Below are 19,784 nucleotides of genomic sequence, written 5' to 3'. Positions count from 1 at the left end.
TTATTATTATCATTAAAAATTTTACTAAATTGAGGGGATACATAATGAAAATCGGTACCGGCCTGTACTTACAGCTTTTGGAAGAGGACCCGGAATTTTATTCAAATCAATTCCAGCATATAGAAATTCAGGAATTTGTACTACCTGATAACATTGACGTGTACGCCAAAGATATCATCAAAAATTATCAGAAGATATTAAGGGACTTCAAGGGAACAATTTCGCTGCACGGCCCTTTTAAAGAGCTGGCTCTCAGCAGTATGGATTCCATGGTCAGGGAATTGGCAGATAAAAGATTTTCTGCTGCTCTAGAATTTGGAATTGAGCTGGGGTGTACTACTTTGGTGGTTCATTCCTGTTACAATACTCTGATGAATTATCCCGGATACAAAGAAAACTGGTTGGAAAACTGCTCCCTATTCTGGGACAAATTTCTGCCCAAGTGTGAAAATGCCGGAATCACCGCAGTGTTGGAAAATATATGGGATAAAAAACCAGGACACATGGTAGAATTATTGAAATCCTTTGACTGTAAATACTTTAAAGCCTGCCTGGACACTGGACATGCCAATATCTTTTCACACTTAACTATAGAACAGTGGGTGCAGGAACTGGGGGAATTTCTGGTTCATGCACATGTCCATGACAACCACGGAATAGAAGACGAGCACCTGCTGGTGGGAAAAGGATCTATTAATTTCAAAGGACTGCTTCCTCCCCAAAATGGAACATCCATAACCATGGTCAATGAAGCTTTTGGAACTCTGGAAGAGGAAGCTTCCTATGTCAAGTACCTTACTTCTTGCTTGCCCGGGAATACAACATAGTATTGACATAATCGTCTTTGTATTTTCATGCTGTTTATAAAACGGCGTTAAATTATATAATAAAATGCCATTATATTTAAATAAGTTATTGTAGGAGTTAAGGATATGAAATCTTCATATAAAGAAATGACCGTCAAAACCGCATTAACTAAGTTAAAAAGAAAAATCCCTTACGGTTGGGACCTTAATATTTACCGGGGATGTGAACACGGGTGCACCTACTGTTTTGCCCGTTATACACAAAAATACCTTAATTCAGAAGACTTTTTCGGTGAAGTATTTGTTAAAACTAATATTGTGGAAGTTTTGGAAAGAACCCTGTCCAGCCACAAATGGAAGGGTGAAGTAATTAATATTGGTGGGATTACCGACAGCTATCAACCCTGTGAAGAGAAATATCGATTGATGCCGGAAATACTCAAATTGATGATAAAATACAAAACTCCGGTTATCATATCTTCAAAATCTGACTTGATATTAAGAGATTATCATCTGATTGACCAGCTTTCCCGGATTACTTATGTTAACATTGCCCAAAGCATTATCACCTTGGATGAGAACTTGCGAAAAGCTGTGGAACCTGGTTCAAGTCCCGTAGAGAATCGGTTTAACGTATTGAAGGAATTTAAAAAAACCAGGGCCAGCATCGGACTGCACATGATGCCGATTCTTCCATATCTTACGGACAGCCGGGAGAACTTGGAATTTATCATCAAGAAGGCGGGAGATATCGGAGTTGACTATATGCTGCCCGGCACTCTTTACCTTAGAGGGACCACTAAGCCTGCTTTTATGAGTTTTCTTGAAAGTAACTTTTCTGAAGTTTACCCTCGTTATAAAAAGCTCTACTCCAGAGGAAGCGCCGGGAAAGAGTATAAAAATTCTCTTTACAAAAACGTTAATGAATTTCGTAAAATCTATTGCGTTCCGTCCAGTTATATGAAGCCCATGAGAGAAAGGATGGAGGAATGATTTATGTCTGGCATCGTTATTATAGGTAATGGAATTGCCGCAGTTTCTGCCGCTATGGCTGTACGAAGAGTAACTGACTCAGAGGAAATCTTAATTTGCAGCGCAGAACCTTATATGACCTATTACCGGATTCAACTTTCCAATCGACTGGGCACCAGTTTTTCTGCTGAGGATATCCTGGTGTATCAACCATCATGGTATAAGAAAAACAAAATAGATTTACTGCTGGGGCAAAAAGTGGTTGACATTAACCTGGCAGGAAAAGAAATTTCAACCCAAGATAATAAAATAATCTTCTATGATAAACTGATTATCGCCTCGGGAAGTCGTCCAAAAATTCCAGAAGTATCGGGTTTAGAAAAAAAAGGATTGTTCACCCTAAGGTCTTATAAGGATACCCAAATCATTAAAGAATACGGTGAAAACTGCCAAGATTTTATTATTATTGGTGGTGGAGTTTTGGGAATGGAAACCGCAGGTGCCCTACGAAGATGGAAAAAGAACGTTAAACTCTTGGTAAACTCTAATAAGCTTTTAAACAGGCAGCTGGATCCGGAGGGAGCTTCTGTAATTGACCAAATGGTACGGAATCAGGGAGTTGAGATTTTTTATGATAGCCAAGTGAAAGAAATCTCCGGCCAAGAAAAGGTAGATGGGGTATTATTAAAAAATGGTGATTATATTAGAGGTGAAGTAGTTATCTTTGCTGCCGGGGTTACGCCGGAAACCCGATTTTTACGGAGTTCCAGCATACTGGGCACAAGAGGTGTAACGGTGGATGAGAACTTGAGAACCTCTAATCCCCATGTCTATGCAGCCGGGGACGTAACAGAGTTTAATGGGTCAATTCAAGGGAGATGGCCGGTGGCCAAAACTCAGGGTGAAATTGCGGGATTCAATGCTGCCGGGAAAGAGACCATATACAAAGAAATCCCTTCTTATAGTTTAATCCAAGCTATGGGCATGCAGATTTATTCAGCCGGTGATGTAAATGAAAAAGACAAGGAAACATATACCAGTGGAGATTCTACTTCTGGGTATTTTAGAAAGCTTTTCTTTACTAAAGGGAGGCTGGTGGGTGCTGTTTTGATCGGGGATGTGACCTATGGATATCTTCTAAAAGAGGCTATCATTTCGGGAAAAGACTACTCAATTTTATTAAACAGGAGTCATAATACAGAAGAATTAATGTCTAACCTGGTCAAGGATTATCAATACGGAGACAAATTCTAACTTTCTTGGCAGTATCACTGCAGCGCATCTAAGAACTGATTAGAAGAGGATGTTTTTATTCCGGAATGTGACATTGTAAATCTAAGCGTAAAAGAGATAATGAGGGATATTAAAAGATATATTTAATATTTATGTTCTTTTATACGAATGAATTGTATATATGGATATATTCTTCTCTTTACAATCATTTACTACAGGTATACACTTAGAATAACAGTTAAATCAACGTCATACAGTTTGCAGCAGAATGCCAGCAGGCCCTATCATTAGGGGTCTTTATTTTTACTAGAGGAGTAGTGCTGAAAATGGGCCAATTAAATTTTAAGAGCCTACAAACGAAAATCCTGTTTGGCTTTCTTCTTCTGTCGCTTATAACCATTGTAGTGAGTTCTTGGGCGATCTACAATTTTTTTCGTTTAAGTGAAGCTACCAATAACATCATGGTTGAAAATTATAGGAGTGTGGTTGCTGCGGAGAATATGATGAGGGCTTTGGAAAGACAGGATAGCGCGGAACTACTGTTTCTTTTTAATCAGGATCCTGATTCTTTAACCCTTTTTATAGAAAATGAAGAAAAATTCTTGAGCTGGTTGAACCGGGCGGAGGATAACATAACTATACCACAGGAGGCCCCGCTATTGGATGAGATCAGAAAGAGCTACGTGGTCTATTTATCGAAGTTTCCAAGGCTCAGGGAAACTTTTGAACGGGATGGAACAGAAGACGCACAGCAGCTGTATGTAAATGAAATAATGCCCCTGTTTGAAGATATCATTGAATATTGTCAGATGCTTTTAGAGACTAACCAGGAAGCAATGGTGGAAGCCAACGAATTTGCCTCAGCCTCCGCTTACTGGGCTACTTATTCAACCATTTTTGTTTCTATTACAGCGGTGATTATCAGTTTAATTCTAGGGTTTAATATTGCCAATGTAATCATAAAACCTATCCGCCAGCTTACTAATAGTGTAAGAAAAGTGGCCCAGGGAAACCTGGAACAGGTAATAGAGATTGATTCGCGGGATGAAATTGGCGCATTGGCTCAGGAATTCAATAAAATGACTCAACAACTTTTTACTTATGAACAGGCCAATATCAGCAAATTGATTGCCGAGCAGAAAAAATCTGAAGCCATTGTCCGGAGCATTTCCGATGGCATTATTGTCACCGATGCAGAATATAAAATACTTTTGGTCAATCATCAGGGAGAACATATATTTAATATAAAAGAAAAAAACAGCACCCATAATCATTTCTTAGAGGTAATAAATAACGAGACCATATTTAAGATGATTAAGGAAACTATGCTAAGCAGAAGAGCCGCTGGTTCAGAAGAGCAAAGAATAATAGAAATAGTTCAGGGTAATAAGAAACACTTTTTTAAATTAGAAGTAACTCCAGTAGTTAACGAGTCCAGGCAGCTTTTAGGAGCGGTAACGCTCTTAAAGGATATTACCCATTATAAAGAAGTGGATCAGTTAAAATCTGACTTTGTTTCCACGGTTTCCCATGAATTTCGCAGTCCTCTGACCTCTATCGTTATGGGCGTAGGTCTTTTAAAAAGCGGCATGCTGGGTAGAGTGGATCTTGAAACCCAAGAATTGTTAGACGCTCTAGAAGAGGATTGTCAGAGGCTGATTCGTTTGGTAAATAATCTGTTGGATCTTTCTAAACTTGAATCAGGAAAAATTAATATGGAAATTGAGCCGGTGGAGGTAAAAAGTATTGTTGAAGCCAGTGTGGCTGCATTAAAATCCCAGGCAGAGGAAAAATCCATTGGTATTCTGTGGGCATTTCCCGAAAACCTTTCCAGGGTAAACGCAGATTACAATAAAATTATTTGGGTATTAACCAATCTTATAGGAAATGCTTTACGGTATACGGAAAATGATGGTGAAATTAAGATTCTGGTGGAGGAAAAAGGAAATCGTTTATATTTTTCTGTAGCTGATAATGGCACTGGTATACCAGAAGAGTATCAGGATAAAATATTTGAAAAATTTGTCCAGGTTCCGGGGAAATCCGGCACTAATTCCGGCGGTGCCGGTTTAGGTTTGGCCATCGCTAAAGAGATTGTCCAGGCCCACGGCGGAAGAATTTGGGTGGAAAGCACTCCGGATAAGGGATGTACTTTTACCTTTACCCTTCCGGTATCCGCATAAATCCGAATATTACAATCTTAAAATCTTATTAGATTTGAACAGCATTCGGCAAGGAGACAGCGATGTCACAAAAAATACTGTTGGTAGAAGATGAAAAAAATATTATAATAGCTCTAAAGCTGTGCCTTATAAACTATGGGTATGAGGTCCTATTGGCAGAAGATGGTATTACGGCGGTAGAAACTGCACTAAAGGAACTTCCTGACCTGGTATTGCTGGATATAATTATTCCAAAACTAAATGGTTTTTTGGTATGTGAAGCTTTAAAGGAAAATGATTTAACAAAAGGAATCCCAATTATTATGTTGAGTGCTAAGGCCCAGGAAGAAGATATAAAAAAAGCCAGGGACTGCGGTGCATCGGAGTACCTGGTAAAACCTTTAAAACCAGAGGAGTTAATAAAACAAATTAAAAAATATACTGAATAAACATCCATAGTGCCCCTAAATTATTAACACAATGAAAATTTCTATTATAAATGACGCAATTGAGTTTAATAGTTAATAAGTTGACCAATAGGCTTCGGGTTTTGGCTTAAGATTAATGATAAGGAGGTTTTATAAGTGCCCCAGGAAAATATATTAATTGTAGACGATGAAAAGAACATTCGCCTCATGCTGAGACACTGTTTAGAGGGAAACAATTATATAGTGGACACAGCGGTAAATGGAGAAGATGCTCTGGATAAATTAAAGGAAAAGGAATTTGACCTGATTCTTTTGGATATGAAGCTTCCTGGAATGAGCGGAATGGAAGTCCTACAATGGGTTAGTTTTAACAAAAAAAATACAGGCGTAATTATGATTACTGCCTTCGGGACCATTGAATCTGCCGTTGAAGCTATGAAGATGGGAGCTTTTGACTATCTCAGAAAACCGTTTTCTACAGAGGAAATCCGCAGATTGGTACAGGAGGTGCTGGAGCGGAGAACTTTAAAGGAGGAGGATTTGGATTCTTTTCAGGATATTTTACAGTTTGCTAAAAAATGTATAGTAGAAAGAAACTTCCAAAAAGCTTTAGGATATCTTCACAAGGCCATTTCTGAAGAATCAACCAAACCGGAACCATTTAATCTTCTGGGTATTTTAAATGAAGTTAAAGGAAATAAAAATGAAGCTCAAAAAATGTATCGAGTAGCGCTGGCGTTAGATCCCACTTACGGACCTGCGGAAAGTAATCTACGCAGAACTGCACAGTTTTTATACCAGCGGGAACAGTTTGATTTTGGTGATAAATCGGAAAATCAACCATAATTAAGAATTGCCAGATAATGAGGAAGGGCGTGAAACAGCAGTGTATGTCCTAATAATCGGCTGTGGAAAGCTGGGTTCTTACATTGCCAACCTTCTGTCTTCAGAGGGACAGGATGTAGTAGTAATAGACAAAGATTCCGATTCCTTTAAAGGATTGTCTTCTGATTTCAGCGGTTTCAGCCTGGTGGGCGATGCCACAGAAATTGAAATGCTGGAGGAAGCAAAAATAAAAAATGCCGATATCGTAGTTACGGTTACAGAAAATGACAATGTAAATATGATGCTGGCCCAAATTGCTAGAGATATATATAACGTGCCCCAGGTTTTTGCTCGAGTTTTTGAACCTGCAAAAACCAGTATTTATGACGATTTAAATATAAATACCATCTGTCCTACTACATTATCCGCATTAAGATTTCGAGATTTAATATTAAAGAAAGAACAGATGGAGGACTTATAATGAAAATTATTTTGGTTGGCGGTGGAAAAGTTATTTACTTTCTAACTAAGACATTTCTTTCTAAAGGATATGAAGTGGTAATTATAAATAAGGATAAAGAGGACAGCGAACAGATCGCCCGTAAACTGGAGGTTATGGTAATCTGCGGGGATGGCGCAGACCCTGCTTACCTGGAGGATGCCGGTGCCAATGATGCTGATGTGGTGGTTGCGTTAACCCCTTTTGACCCGGAAAACCTGATGATTTGCAACCTGGCCAAAAAAAGGTTTAATGTGCCTAGGACTTTTGCCCTGGTTAATGACCCGGCTCATGAGCAGATTTTTCTGCGCTTGGGGGTAACTTCGGCTTTCAGTACAGCAACATTGTTGAGTTCCCTGGTAGAACAGCAGGTTTCCTTTGACAACATTACTCATCTGATTCCCTTAGAAGCTGGAAAGATTACCATGACGGAGGTAATTTTGGATGAAAAATGCCCATCCGTTGGTTCATGTATATCGGACCTGGGACTTCCCCAGGATTCTATTCTGGCAACAGTAATAAGAAAAGATGATATTCTTATACCAAAGGGCAGCACTTGCCTGCAGGCGGGGGATAAAGTTGTAATTATATCTCTTCCTAAGAGTCAGTCTAAAATGCTAAACAAATTGTGTGGTCCGGATCAACGAAGCTGAGGTGGTTACTGTGCGGCATAGGTTATTATTAAGGGAACGATATCTAACCATTTTTAAATATGTAGGGGTAATTGTAACTGCAGTAGGTATTTTCTTACTGGTTCCCCTGTTTTTTTTAATATCATATTCTCAAGAATTGCCATATGCAGCATCCTTTTTGTGGGCGTCTTCATTAGCTCTCATAACGGGAGGAACTTTATATTTCTTCAGTACTGGAAAGATAAAGAATGAACCTGCCTTGACCATCGCTGAAGGTGGAGTAATTGTGGTAATGGCATGGTTTCTTACCATCCTGTTTTCTACCCTTCCTTTTATAATATCCGGATTATGTAGTCCACTACATGCTCTTTTTGAAACAGTTAGTGGGTGGACTACCACTGGTCTATCGGTGATGAATGTGGAGGAAACTCCAGCTCTTTTTCTGTTTTGGAGGAGTTTTATGCAGTTTCTCGGGGGTGCCGGTCTAGCGGTTATCATGTTATCAGCCATTATCGGTCCCCATGGTCTGGGGCTGTATCAGGCAGAAGGACGGACGGAACTGCTGCTGCCCCAAATTCGACGTTCAGCTAAGTTGATTCTTACCATTTATTTTGGTTATACCCTTACAGGTCTGGTGTTGTACCTTACAGCCGGTATGTCTTTTTTTGATGCATTAAATCATTCCATGGCTGCATTGTCTACGGGGGGATTTTCTACCAAAACCAACAGCATCGGGGAATGGAACAGCCTGACGGTGGAAATGGTAACCATGGTGCTGATGCTTTTGGGCACCATCAACTTTGCTACTCATTATCTGCTCTTACGGGGGAGAATCAAAGATTTTTTCCGCAGTGGTGAAATTCAGTTGGTGATTGTCCTGACTTCATTGGCTGTACCGGCAGTTGCTTTTTTAGGCCTGAGACAGATCTATTTTGGTCTGGGACAGACCTTTAGAATTTCCTTATTTCAGACTATATCAGCCTTATCCACCACCGGTTTTTCTACCGTCTCCTTTAACAACTGGAATATGTTTGGAATTCTTGTGGTTATCCTTTTAATGCTGGTGGGGGGAGGGGTAAACTCCACTGCCGGCGGTATAAAACAGTACCGCATATATGTTATGTTTAAATCGTTAACCTGGGAATTTAAAAAATATTTTTTGCCTCGAAGCGCGGTAATCCAAAATTATGTGTGGAAGGGAGAGAGTAAAGATTACCTGTCGCCTCAACAAATTAACCAGGTATCAAACTTTATATATTTGTTTGTAATCACTTATTTTCTAGGAGTTTTAATTTTCGTGGCCAGTGGTTACCCTCTGGGGGATTCTATGTTTGAACTTGCCTCATCCCTAGGAACGGTGGGATTATCCGTGGGAATTGTATCTTCTCAGGCCCCTCCTCATATCCTCTGGACCGTAATATTTGGCATGACCTTGGGACGCTTGGAATTCATCATTATCTTCGTATCTCTATTTAAATTAGGAAGGGATTTTAAAAATTACATTATAAAATAAAACAGCACCAGTAGGTGCTGTTTTATTTGTACCCTACATATTTTAATGATGAGGTGGAGACTTGCCTTTTATTCTAATACTAAAAACTCTATAAAAATATCAAATAACTTTGGGTAAAGGGTTTTTTTGGGTTTTTGTAGAATTATATTGTGAATCAGCAATTATTAACAGGAGATGAAATCTTTGAAACTTAATTTGTTATTTTGGTTATGCCAAACTTTGCCTGAAGCCCTGGCTGTGACCAGTCTGGCGGTAGTTCTCTGTAAGAAAAGATTGGAGGTTAAACCAATCTTACTCATCGGTGTTTTTTTTGCTGTAATTGTTTATTTGGTCCGGTTGATGCCCCTTGACTTCGGTGTTCATTTTATTATTTTGATGATCATACTGGCATTACTGCTCACCATACAGCTGAAAATCAATTTTAGCCGGTGTCTGTTGATAACGCTGGTAATTGGTATTATTCTTGCCGTTTCTGAAACAGTTTTTATATATCTTTTTTTGCTGTTAACAGATACCAATATGGATCAAATAGCTCTAGGTGAAACGATACACATTCTGATTGCCTGGCCTCATATAATCTTTTTGTTTTTGATAGCTTTGGCGGTAAACCAATGGAGAAAAGTCCACCCCGTAAGAGAAGGGGAGAATTATGACTAGGTACCTGGGACAGAGTGTCGCCGAAAAGATTGGCCTGCTGGCTGGACTGCCCCCCGAAGAACGGGAAGTGGTGGCTAACGCCGGTGCTGCTTCTGCATCATGGTGGTTTTCTTACGAACCCAAAATGCCGGCCAAGCTGCGCCGCTGAGATAACATAAAGGGGTAGTAAAAAATGAAGGATTGGCAAGAAAAACGACAAAAATCTTTGGCAGAGCTGAGCCTGGCTGCACACATTATGGCTTATCTGATAACTATTATCATCTTAATCGTCGTCGCTAATTTGAAAGAATATACTTTTTACACTTCCACGATAATACTTATGAGTACTATTTTACCGGCAGCAATATTTATTCTGATGGATTATCATTATTTTCAGCGGGGGCATAAACAAAGTGTACTGTTGTGTTGGAATATTACCAAACACACAGTATTATTCCTAGTAATAACCGTAGTACTAGCTAACTCTCAGAGGGAGCACCTTTGGCTTTTTGGCTCTATTTATTTACTGCCGGTAGCCCTTTCCTGTATTACCTTAGGAAAACGTTGGGGGATAGCCTTTGCCGGCGCTTCTATGATAAGCTTGTTTCTACTATGGAGGGGCATGGATTTCACCTGGAATCAGGCCGCAGAACCCTTTGAAGCGCTCCTGGTTCTCGGTGGTATTTTATTTATCTTGGCTTGGTTTTTGAGTGGTATACTGGAGGTGGAAAAAGAGAACGCCGGACAACTTAGGCAGGAGCGAGACTTAATCGCACGAATGATGGACACCAGCCCGGCGGGGATTATGGTGTTAGACCGCTGCTGCAATATTATATATGTCAACACTCGGCTTGAACAAATTTTTGATTTAAAAGGACCTGCACTACAGGAATTATTTAATAAAAAGATTACCGGTTCTGAGGATAACGTTTTCCGCAGCCCCGCAGAAGTCTTCTGGAAAGTCCTGGCCGGGGGGGAACCGGTTTACAATAATTCGGGAACTATTCACCATAACGAAGAAGAAACAATTTACCTCTCTATCAGCGGCGCACCCATTTTTGATCCGGCCGGTGATGTGGAACAGGTTGTTTTAACTGTGAACGATATTACTCAGCAGAAGAAAATGAATGAAGAGATTCTTAAAGCAGATAAGCTTGATTCCATCGGACTTTTAGCTGGAGGAATTGCTCACGATTTTAATAATTTTATGGCGGTTATTCTTGGGAATATCTCCCTGGTTAAAATACGAAATAAAGATAAAAAAATTAGTGTAAACCTTGAACATATGGAGAATGCATCCCTTCAGGCCCGGGAGCTAACCCGAAAATTGTTCGTTTTTGCCAAGGGAGGCGCACCAGTCAAGAAAACTGTCCATATGCAAAAGCTGTTAATGGATACCGTTGGTTTCGTTTTATCAGGGTCTATGTCAGTTCACGAAATCCAGGTTGCAGAGGATCTTTACCCGGTAGAGGCGGATGAATCACAGATCGGGCAGGTAATAAATAATATTGTGATTAACGCCGTTCAAGCAATGCCCGGAGGAGGCAAAATATCCTTGAGTGCTTGTAACATAACCTTAGAAGGAAATGAAATAAAAAATGTTTTACCCCTTCCTCCGGGAGATTATGTTCGCATAAGTATTGTTGATGAAGGAGTCGGTATTCCAGCCAACCAGTTGGATAAAATATTTGATCCTTTTTATTCCACTAAATTAAAAGGAAGCGGCCTTGGTCTGGCAACCTCCCATACAATCATTCAAAATCACGGAGGCATAATTCAAGTAGAGTCTCAACCAGGACTGGGTTCAAATTTTTTTGTTTATCTACCTGCTTATGCTGGACCTTATCTGGAACCTCAAGAAAATAAACAATTATATTTTGGTGAGGGCCGTATCTTGATTATGGACGACGATGAATTGATCTTGAAGACCTGCAGTGAAATGCTGAAATACCTTGGTTACCACGTTTCCTGCGCATACAACGGTGCAGAAGCTATACGCCTCTACAAAGAGGCTTTGTCTGAGAAAGCTGAATCCCCTTTTATTGCCGTAATTTTAGATTTAACCATACCTGGGGGAATGGGAGGTAAAGAAGCTATCAAGCAGTTACGGAAAATTGATCCTGAAGTTAAAGCAATCGTTTCCAGCGGTTACTCCGATGATCCCGTCATTGCAAATTATCAATACTATGGTTTTTCCGAATGTGTTAATAAACCCTATCAAATTAAACAAATAAGCAGGGCTTTAGCAAAAATTATCGATAATAAAGTTAAAGTTTGAATGAGTATATTAGGTGAGATACCCTTTGGTAATATGCTATTTTTTTTGCCAATAACTAATTAATGAATCTTATGGTCAGGGGATAGCGATACGGTTCACCGTTGCTGGTTTTAATTGAAGCAGTGATAACCAATACAAAGTAGAGAATAAAAAGGGCAATGGAGGTAAATATCCCGATGACAAGAATAATCAATATACTTGATATAATTCCATAAATAGTGATAGAAATTTGGAAGTTTAAAGCTTCCTTTCCTTGTTCATCCACAAAATTATATTCCTCTTTTTTAATCAACCAGATTATCAGGGGTCCAAGTACATTTGAAAAGGGAATCCCTGTCAACAACAAGAGTCCTGAAAGGTGACAAAGCATACCCCAAAGGCGTGATTGTTTTTCAAAGTCGTCCATATGATTTTTTCTCCTCTCAAATTATTGTGATATGTGAATCAGTTTTAATACTTTAATTAAAATTTAATGAGGCGCCTACAGCAATATGTATTAATCTAATTATAACACAATTTATTTTTCTTTAGCTCTTATTTATCTATCTTTTATATTGTTAGTATAGAAAATAAGCTGTAGAATTCTAAATATAAATGCTATGTCAGGTTATCCGAAAGAATAATATTTATATTATAAAAAAATCATATTTCCAGGCAGGATTTTGAAGCTATCTTAGCCAATAATTATTATTAGTTAAAATTATTGTATAATAATCTTTATAAACACACAAAGGAGGAATTGTATGAAGCCGGTACTGGTTAAAGATAATATTTATTGGGTAGGTGCTATTGACTGGGATGTAAGAGATTTTCATGGTTATAAAACCCAAAGGGGGAGTACCTATAACGCTTATCTGGTTATAGATGAGAAAATTACGTTAATTGACACCGTTAAACACTATCTCTTCGATGAGATGTTAGCAAGAATTTCTCAAGTAGTGAACCCTTCAAAAATTGATTATATAATTTCAAATCATGTAGAGATGGACCACTCGGGAAGTCTGCCGAAATTAATGAAGGTGGCTGATAATGCCCAACTTTACACCTCTCCCAATGGAGAGAAAGGATTAAACGCCCACTATAAAAATGATTGGAATTTTACAGTGGTTAAAAGCGGAGATAGCCTAAATATAGGGGAGAGGAGCCTGAGCTTTGTACAAACTCCCATGGTTCACTGGCCAGATAACATGGTAAGCTATATGCCTGAAGAAAAGATGCTTTTCTCCAATGATGCTTTCGGACAGCATATAGCAAGTGCAGAAAGGTTTGATGACCAGATCCCTTTAGATATTGTAATTGAAGAAGCACAAAAATATTATGCTAACATCGTGCTGCCCTATGGAGCTCAGGTACAGAAAGCCTTGGAGGCAGCTTCGGGATTGGAAATTGAAACTATCTGTCCCAGCCATGGGCTAATCTGGCGTTCAAAGATACCTGCTATTTTAAAAGAATATGTGAAATGGGCAGGTAATGAAACCCAGGAAAAAGCAGTTATTATCTATGATTCCATGTGGAATTCCACCAAGCAAATTGCTTATGCAGTCCAATCTGCCTTTGAAAGTAAGGGAATCATTACGCAAATGAGGAGTCTTAAGAGCACTCATATTTCTGATATTATGACCGATGTAATCACATCCAAATATATATGTGTAGGATCCCCAACGTTGAACAACGGAATTCTTCCCTCGGTTTCAGCTTTTTTAACCTATATGAAGGGATTAGCCCCCAAAAAAAGAATTGGGCTGGCCTTTGGTTCATACGGTTGGAGTGGTGAAAGTGTAGGTGTAGTGGAGGAGATCTTAAAAAACTGTAAATTTGAAATGCTGGACAATATTAGAATTAAATATGTTCCCAATGAAGATGATTTGCAGGAAGTGACTGAAAACTTATTGAAAACCCTATAATTATATATCTGCTCATTGAAATTGCATAAAGCTGATATTTAGGAGGAAAAAAAAACCCCTTTGGAGAAGTAATTCTCTTAAGGGGTATAGATAGTATTTAATGTGTTAAAAATGCTTAACATAAGAACTGGGGTAGAGCATTTGCCTTCTCTTGAGAACTAGAAATATAAATTATAAGGAAGAGATCTTAGATGTTTACTGCATTCTTTACTACTTTTTTAGCTGTTCTGTTTGCTGAACTGGGAGATAAAAGTCAGTTTATTACCTTAACTCTAAGTTCTAGATACACCCCACTAAAAGTTTTTTGGGGTGTAATGATGTCCCTTTCTATTCTAACCGCTATGGGAATCGGCCTGGGTCATTTAATATCAGATTACCTGCGGCCAGATATTATTGCCGTTGTAAGCGGAACATTTTTTATTGTAATGGGATTATATACGTATTATAAAAAAGAGCAAAAGGATGAATTAAAATCTTCAGACCGTTCTGCCTTCACGGAAGCCTTTATAACAGTTTTTTTTGCTGAAATGGGAGATAAAACCCAGTTTGCTGTCCTGGCTTTTTCTGCTATTTATCAGGCTCCCCTACCGGTATTTTTCGGGGCAATGAGCGCTCAGGCTGTAAATCAAGGGATTGCCGCCTTCTTAGGAGGAAAATATCTTTCAAAAATTCCTGAAAAAAATCTTACATATATATCCACCGGTGTTTTTTTATTTTTTGGGTTATTAATTCTTTGGCAGGGGTTAGCGTTGTTTTAACATATTTTTATTCGGTACTCTCTGAGCCAGCTGTCTAGCTGAATATAATAAGCATATAATTGTGGAGTGCTCATTAACTGTCCAAACCAGGGTATACCGTATTCATCCTTTGTCATTTTTAAAAGTGAAAACATGGCGTTAGAGTTTACCAGTGGCAGAAGGGGAGAGTTATGATCGGCTAGTTTTTCTGTAAGGATTTTTTTTAGAATTTTGGTATAAGCCGGGTTATGAGTTTTTGGATATGGGCTTTTTTTTCGTTCTATGATTTTGGGAGGGACTACTCCGGACAATGCATTTCTTAAAATTCCCTTTTCCCGTCCCCCGCAGGTTTTCATGCTCCAGGGAATATTCCAGACATACTCTACTAACCTATGGTCACAAAAAGGCACCCTTACCTCCAGCCCATGGGCCATGCTCATGCGGTCTTTCCTGTCTAACAATGTGGTCATAAACCAAATAATATTCAGATAAAATATCTCTCTCCGTCGGGCCTCCAGCGGTTCTTCCCCCTCTAGTATAGGTACTTCTGCAAGAGTTTCTTGATAACGGTTCCTTAAGTAATCCTCCGGTTGGATTAAACTGACTAAATCCGGGGAAAGGATTTTAAGCCGATCTTTTAAAGAACGAATCCAGGGGAAAGAATCTGAATTCAAACTTTCTTCATTGTGAAACCAGGGATAACCACCAAATATTTCGTCCGCTGCTTCCCCAGAAAGGGCTACAGTGGCTTTCTTTTTTATCTCCTTACAAAAGAGATAAAGAGAAGAGTCCACATCCGCCATTCCCGGCAGATCCCTGGCTCGCATGGCACCCATAAGGGATTCAGTGAGATCAGGAATTTTTACAACCCTCCGGTGGTGTACTGTTCCTAAATAATCCGATGCATAATCTACCCATTTGGAGTCAGAGTCTGGTTGAAAACTGTTTGCCAGAAAAAAATCATCATTATCCTCATAATCTATGGAAAAAGTATGAAGGGGCCCCCTATCATTTTTCTTAAAGGCATCGGCTGCAAAAGCGGTTAAGGCTGTAGAGTCCAGGCCACCGGAGAGAAGAGTGCAGACTCCGACATCTGAAACCAGCTGACGCTCTACGGCATTCCTCAACAAATACTTAACTCTACGTACTGTTCCCTCCAGGTCGTCTCTATGAACTTTACTTTTCAGCTGCCAGTAGCGTCGTTTTTGAATTGTTTCCCGGTTGCAAATTATGTAATGTCCTTGCTTTACTTCATACATCCCTTTAAAAACACCATGTCCCGGAGTCCTGGAAGGGCCCATCACAAAGATTTCTGCCAAACCTTCAGCCTCCACTGCCGGTGTCACCTCGGGATGGATGAGAATAGATTTTGGCTCTGAGGCAAAAAGCAGTCCGTCTTTTGTTGGATAATAGAAGAGGGGTTTTACCCCCAGGCGGTCTCGGGCTAAAAACAGGCTTTGTTCCAATTCATCAAAAACAGCGAAGGCAAATATTCCATTTAAGCGCAGAAGACTATCGGCTCCCCATTCCATAAAAGCGGTCAGCAGGGTTTCCGTATCGGAATGCCGGCTTTCAAACTGATATCCTAAACCCTGTAGTTCTTTTCTGAGTCCCAGGGTGTTATAAAGTTCACCGTTGTAAACAATGGTATAGCCGTATTTTCCCCTTTTTCGGGTCATAGGCTGGATTCCCCCTTCAGGGTCCACTACCACCAGACGACGATGTCCTAGAGCTGCTCTGGGGGAAATCCAGTAACCATAATCATCTGGACCTCTATTATGTAGAGCTTCAGTCATTCTACTTAAAATATGATTTTCTTTTGTTAAATCTTTTTTCCAGTGAATCCACCCTGTAATTCCACACATGTATTGATTCCTCCTTAAATATATAAGACATATCCTTTTAAATTATTTCGATTACTTTAAATTTATCAGAAATTTACTTAAAGCAGTTAAATATCTTAATGATTTTAATGCAAAGGTGCCACAAATAACCATTTGTGGCACCTTTGCCAAAATAGATACATAAAGTACCTGAGGATATATCTCTTATTTATTAATAATCTATGCATAGAATTGCCCGGAGGTTACTCAAAAAAAAAGAGAGTTTAGAAAAACTCTCTTTTTAATCTCTTTATTTCTTCCCTCAAAGATTCCATTTCCTCCATAAGATCCAGGATTACTCCGGCTCCGGCCAGGTTAATCCCTAAATTCTGTCGCAAGCGCAGTGCTTTATAGATGCGGCCAATTTGGTCGGAACGGACATTATTATTCTGCATTTCTACTATGCCCGTTTCGGACATCTTCCGAATCAGTTCTTCCGGTAAACCCAGTTGGGACAGATCTACCCAGTTAAAATCTTCATCACATATTTTAGCTTCAAAGCAAAATATTTCTAACTGATACTTTTTCATGAGTTTTACTCCTCATTAGTTAGTGATTGATTTCGGAAAGCTTTCGATATAATTCTTCTTCCTGGGAAGTAACTTCCTGGGGAATATCTACCACAACTTTCAAATAGTAATCTCCTCTGGAACCGTCTTTTTTAGGCATTCCTTTTCCCCGAAGCCGCATTTTATGTCCGCTGTGGGTACGGGGTGGAATTTTTACCCGAACAGATCCTTCCAAGGTAGGAGCAGAAATCCTGTCACCTAAGACTGCCTGCCAGGGCTGAACCAAAAGGTCAGCCTCCAGGTCATTTCCTTTTAACTTATAAACTGAGTGCGGCTTTATTTTTAGTTTTAAGTAAAGGTCACCCCGCTGTGCTCCGGGTTCAGCTTCACCACCCTGTCCCTTCAATCTAATCTTTTTGCCTTCCCGGGCATCCTTGGGGACTTTAATTTTTAAAGTTTTTATATTGTTCGTATGTCCAGTGCCTCCGCAGCCGGAACAGAAACTGTTTTCCTGAACTCCGGTACCCCCACAGACACCACATAAATCCTGCATAGATATTTGAAATTGTTTTTCTTCCCCAAAAAAGATTTCCTCCAGAGTGACCTCCAGTTCTGCCGTAACATCCATTCCCTTCCGGGGCCTGCGGGGCCTTTGAAAGCCGCCGGCCCTCTGGAAATCTCCGGCACCCCTGTCCCGGAAAGCCTGGCCAAACATAGCCTCAAAAAAATCACTGAAGCCGCTGCCGCCGGATTCTGAACCGAAGTCAAAGGAATGGGTGCTGCTTCTGTGTTCAGTATTCCACTGCTGTTGTTGGGCAGAGAAATCTTCCCCATGCTTCCAGTCGGCGCCAAAGCGATCATACAGCTTTCTTTTTTCTGGATCTTTCAAAACCTCATAGGCTTCGTTAATCAGCTTAAACTTTTCTTCCGCTTCTTTTTTCTTTTCCTTGGGCTGAAGATCGGGATGGCTTTCCCTGGCCAATTTTCTGTAGGCATTTCTAATTTCTTTTTCTGAGGCACTTCGTTCTATGCCTAATAATTTATAATAGTCTTGATATTTTACTCCCATGGTCTGCTACCCCTCAACATATATAGTAATTTCCGCAACTATTAAACTAAATGATTGTTCATTAATCTTTATAGTTACTTTATTCTAAATGAAATTATACTAAAATTACACAGTAAAAACAATGCTGTCTAGAGGGATTAAAACAACCTTTAGAGAAATTTAATAATTGTAAATATGATGAATTTAAAGAGAGAGAAGGAGATTGTAAATGGAAATAAAACCATTTATGGTTATGGAGGTTTTAGAAAAAGCCAAGCAGATGGAGGCCCGAGGAGAAAATATAATACACTTAGAAATTGGAGAACCTGACTTTAATACTCCGGAACCGGTGAAAGAAGCAGTCATTAAAGCTATTAAAGATGGGGATACCCAATACACTCACAGTCTGGGGAAATGGGATCTAAGGGAAGATATTGCTCATTATTATGATCAAAATTATGGAGTAAATATTTCTCCTGAACAGGTGATCATTACCTCTGGAGCTTCCCCGGCCATGCTCATAGCTTTTTCAACTTTACTGGTAGAGGGAGGGGAGATAGTGATATCTAATCCTCATTACGCCTGTTACCCTAATTTTATTCGTTTCTCCGGGGGCACTCCCCGGGAAGTTAGTGTGAAGGAAGAGGATGGGTTTAAGTATAGACCTGAAGAATTAATTAAACAGCTGACTCCTACTACCAAGGCAGTTTTGATTAATTCTCCCTGTAACCCCACGGGAAACGTTTTTTCACCGGAAGAACTGAAAAAAATAGCTGATATTGGATGCTGCATTATTTCTGATGAAGTATATCATGGATTGAATTATGAAAGCCGGGACCACAGCATCCTGGAATTTACAGACCGGGCTATTGTGATAAATAGTTTTTCAAAAAAATATGCCATGACCGGATGGCGCCTGGGTTACCTGATTGCTCCGCCGGAATACATCCGTTATATGCAGGTACTGCAGCAGAACATATTTATTAGCGTCACCTCCTTTGTGCAGGAGGCCGGCCGTGCTGCCTTAAAATATTGTCAAAAAGAAGTTGAAGAGATGACAAAGGTTTATAACCAAAGACGGCTTTATCTGTTGACTCGACTAAAGGCTATGGGAATTGCCGCTAAGGTGCCACCCACTGGTGCATTTTACGCACTGGCCAATATAAGTAAATACACTACTGATTCTTATACTTTTTCCTTTGAAATCCTAAAAAAGGCCAAGGTAGCCCTTACTCCTGGAATTGATTTTGGGTCAAATGGTGAGGGATACCTGCGTATTTCCTATGCCAACTCCCTGGAAAATATTGCTGAGGGGATGAACAGACTGGAAAATTATTTAAATGATCGTATACAAATATAAGTAAATTGTTGAGGGGAACCCTTGTGAATCTCTATCAGTGCTTTTTCTGTGTTCTAAATTCTAGCTAAAAAATTACCGTAAGCAGTCCTCCCATAATCTATTGGGATCTCGGGTTAGCTTAAATTAGACAAAAAGTAACGGACATGTTATAATGTGATAGAGTGTATATTATTTGTATTAAATACTATTTATTAACTTTATTCCTGAAAGTAAAGGGCAAACCTTCCGAAAGGTTGGGACGCAAAGTCAGGATCTAAGGTTCCTTATAAAGGAACTATGATTGCCTTGGCCGCCTATACAGGAATTTTTATGTATGAAAATAACCTGTAAACCCGGCCTGTCGGGTTTTTTATTTTACA

General features: G+C 39.5%; 19 protein-coding genes and 1 riboswitch. Of the genes, 15 read left to right on the top strand and 4 right to left on the bottom strand.

The genetic code is table 11. The annotated features are described in order from the left end of the window. The first annotated feature begins 44 nt into the window (after positions 1 to 44). The 12 genes from HUE98_RS09220 to HUE98_RS09165 all read left to right on the top strand — a co-directional run bounded on the left by HUE98_RS09220 (position 45) and on the right by HUE98_RS09165 (position 11,984). Positions 45 to 827, top strand: coding sequence for a sugar phosphate isomerase/epimerase family protein (locus HUE98_RS09220; RefSeq protein WP_241420369.1), 783 nt, complete (start codon positions 45 to 47; stop codon positions 825 to 827). A gap of 105 nt (positions 828 to 932) precedes the next feature. Then, positions 933 to 1,799 carry an SPL family radical SAM protein gene (locus HUE98_RS09215; protein ID WP_241420368.1) on the top strand — a complete coding sequence of 289 codons (867 nt, stop codon included), beginning with the start codon at positions 933 to 935 and terminating at the stop codon, positions 1,797 to 1,799. A 3-nt stretch (positions 1,800 to 1,802) separates the two neighbouring features. Beyond that, the gene (locus HUE98_RS09210; RefSeq protein WP_241420367.1) at positions 1,803 to 3,032 is read left to right on the top strand and encodes an NAD(P)/FAD-dependent oxidoreductase; all 1,230 of its coding nucleotides are present in this window, start codon (positions 1,803 to 1,805) and stop codon (positions 3,030 to 3,032) included. 305 nt (positions 3,033 to 3,337) lie between these two features. After that, entirely contained in the window at positions 3,338 to 5,194 is a 1,857-nt protein-coding gene (locus HUE98_RS09205; RefSeq protein ID WP_241420366.1) for a sensor histidine kinase, read from the top strand. A gap of 62 nt (positions 5,195 to 5,256) precedes the next feature. Then, positions 5,257 to 5,622 carry a response regulator transcription factor gene (locus tag HUE98_RS09200; RefSeq protein WP_241420365.1) on the top strand — a complete coding sequence of 122 codons (366 nt, stop codon included), beginning with the start codon at positions 5,257 to 5,259 and terminating at the stop codon, positions 5,620 to 5,622. A 135-nt stretch (positions 5,623 to 5,757) separates the two neighbouring features. After that, complete coding sequence (locus HUE98_RS09195; protein ID WP_241420364.1) at positions 5,758 to 6,447, top strand: response regulator; 690 nt, start codon at positions 5,758 to 5,760, stop codon at positions 6,445 to 6,447. 40 nt (positions 6,448 to 6,487) lie between these two features. Continuing rightward, positions 6,488 to 6,907 (top strand): potassium channel family protein, encoded by a 420-nt coding sequence (locus tag HUE98_RS09190; protein WP_241420363.1) that lies wholly within the window; start codon positions 6,488 to 6,490, stop codon positions 6,905 to 6,907. Continuing rightward, positions 6,907 to 7,578, top strand: a complete 672-nt coding sequence (locus tag HUE98_RS09185; RefSeq protein WP_241420362.1) for a potassium channel family protein — start codon at positions 6,907 to 6,909, stop codon at positions 7,576 to 7,578. The genes HUE98_RS09190 and HUE98_RS09185 overlap by 1 nt, the downstream gene beginning before the upstream one ends. Before the next feature lie 10 nt (positions 7,579 to 7,588). Then, positions 7,589 to 9,070, top strand: coding sequence for a TrkH family potassium uptake protein (locus tag HUE98_RS09180; RefSeq protein ID WP_241420361.1), 1,482 nt, complete (start codon positions 7,589 to 7,591; stop codon positions 9,068 to 9,070). Between the two features lie 183 nt (positions 9,071 to 9,253). Next, complete coding sequence (locus tag HUE98_RS09175; RefSeq protein ID WP_241420360.1) at positions 9,254 to 9,727, top strand: hypothetical protein; 474 nt, start codon at positions 9,254 to 9,256, stop codon at positions 9,725 to 9,727. Beyond that, a complete protein-coding gene (locus tag HUE98_RS09170; RefSeq protein WP_241420359.1) occupies positions 9,720 to 9,875 on the top strand; it encodes a cyclic lactone autoinducer peptide in 156 nt (51 codons plus the stop codon). The genes HUE98_RS09175 and HUE98_RS09170 overlap by 8 nt, the downstream gene beginning before the upstream one ends. A 24-nt stretch (positions 9,876 to 9,899) precedes the next feature. Continuing rightward, positions 9,900 to 11,984, top strand: coding sequence for a hybrid sensor histidine kinase/response regulator (locus HUE98_RS09165; RefSeq protein WP_241420358.1), 2,085 nt, complete (start codon positions 9,900 to 9,902; stop codon positions 11,982 to 11,984). A gap of 55 nt (positions 11,985 to 12,039) precedes the next feature. Here HUE98_RS09165 and HUE98_RS09160 read toward each other — a convergent pair whose 3' ends face one another. Further along, positions 12,040 to 12,390 (bottom strand): DUF4870 domain-containing protein, encoded by a 351-nt coding sequence (locus HUE98_RS09160; RefSeq protein WP_241420357.1) that lies wholly within the window; start codon positions 12,388 to 12,390, stop codon positions 12,040 to 12,042. Between the two features lie 337 nt (positions 12,391 to 12,727). On the opposite strand from HUE98_RS09160, the gene HUE98_RS09155 reads away from it, so the two are divergent. Continuing rightward, positions 12,728 to 13,888, top strand: a complete 1,161-nt coding sequence (locus tag HUE98_RS09155) for an FprA family A-type flavoprotein (protein WP_241420356.1) — start codon at positions 12,728 to 12,730, stop codon at positions 13,886 to 13,888. A 191-nt stretch (positions 13,889 to 14,079) separates the two neighbouring features. Next, positions 14,080 to 14,646: a TMEM165/GDT1 family protein gene (locus HUE98_RS09150; RefSeq protein ID WP_241420355.1), complete on the top strand. Its 567-nt coding sequence runs from the start codon at positions 14,080 to 14,082 to the stop codon at positions 14,644 to 14,646. On the opposite strand, the gene asnB is transcribed toward HUE98_RS09150, so the two are convergent. From asnB to HUE98_RS09135, 3 genes are all read right to left on the bottom strand, one after another. Next, positions 14,643 to 16,490, bottom strand: a complete 1,848-nt coding sequence (gene asnB, locus HUE98_RS09145) for an asparagine synthase (glutamine-hydrolyzing) (protein WP_241420354.1) — start codon at positions 16,488 to 16,490, stop codon at positions 14,643 to 14,645. The genes HUE98_RS09150 and asnB overlap by 4 nt on opposite strands. 242 nt (positions 16,491 to 16,732) lie before the next feature. After that, positions 16,733 to 17,038 (bottom strand): chaperone modulator CbpM, encoded by a 306-nt coding sequence (locus HUE98_RS09140; RefSeq protein WP_241420353.1) that lies wholly within the window; start codon positions 17,036 to 17,038, stop codon positions 16,733 to 16,735. A gap of 19 nt (positions 17,039 to 17,057) precedes the next feature. Beyond that, positions 17,058 to 18,086: a DnaJ C-terminal domain-containing protein gene (locus HUE98_RS09135; RefSeq protein ID WP_241420352.1), complete on the bottom strand. Its 1,029-nt coding sequence runs from the start codon at positions 18,084 to 18,086 to the stop codon at positions 17,058 to 17,060. A gap of 208 nt (positions 18,087 to 18,294) precedes the next feature. Here HUE98_RS09135 and HUE98_RS09130 point away from each other — a divergent pair, with 208 nt between their 5' ends. Further along, on the top strand, positions 18,295 to 19,425 hold the full coding sequence (locus HUE98_RS09130) for a pyridoxal phosphate-dependent aminotransferase (protein ID WP_241420351.1): 1,131 nt from the start codon (positions 18,295 to 18,297) through the stop codon (positions 19,423 to 19,425). A gap of 205 nt (positions 19,426 to 19,630) precedes the next feature. Next, a riboswitch (cyclic di-GMP riboswitch) is annotated at positions 19,631 to 19,722 on the top strand. Positions 19,723 to 19,784 lie beyond the last annotated feature (62 nt).

The sequence above is a fragment of the Candidatus Contubernalis alkalaceticus genome, assembly GCF_022558445.1.
Lineage (GTDB): Bacteria > Bacillota > Dethiobacteria > SKNC01 > SKNC01 > Contubernalis > Contubernalis alkaliaceticus.
Note: the sequence above shows the minus strand (reverse complement) of the source record. Positions and strands in the feature narration are given on the sequence as shown.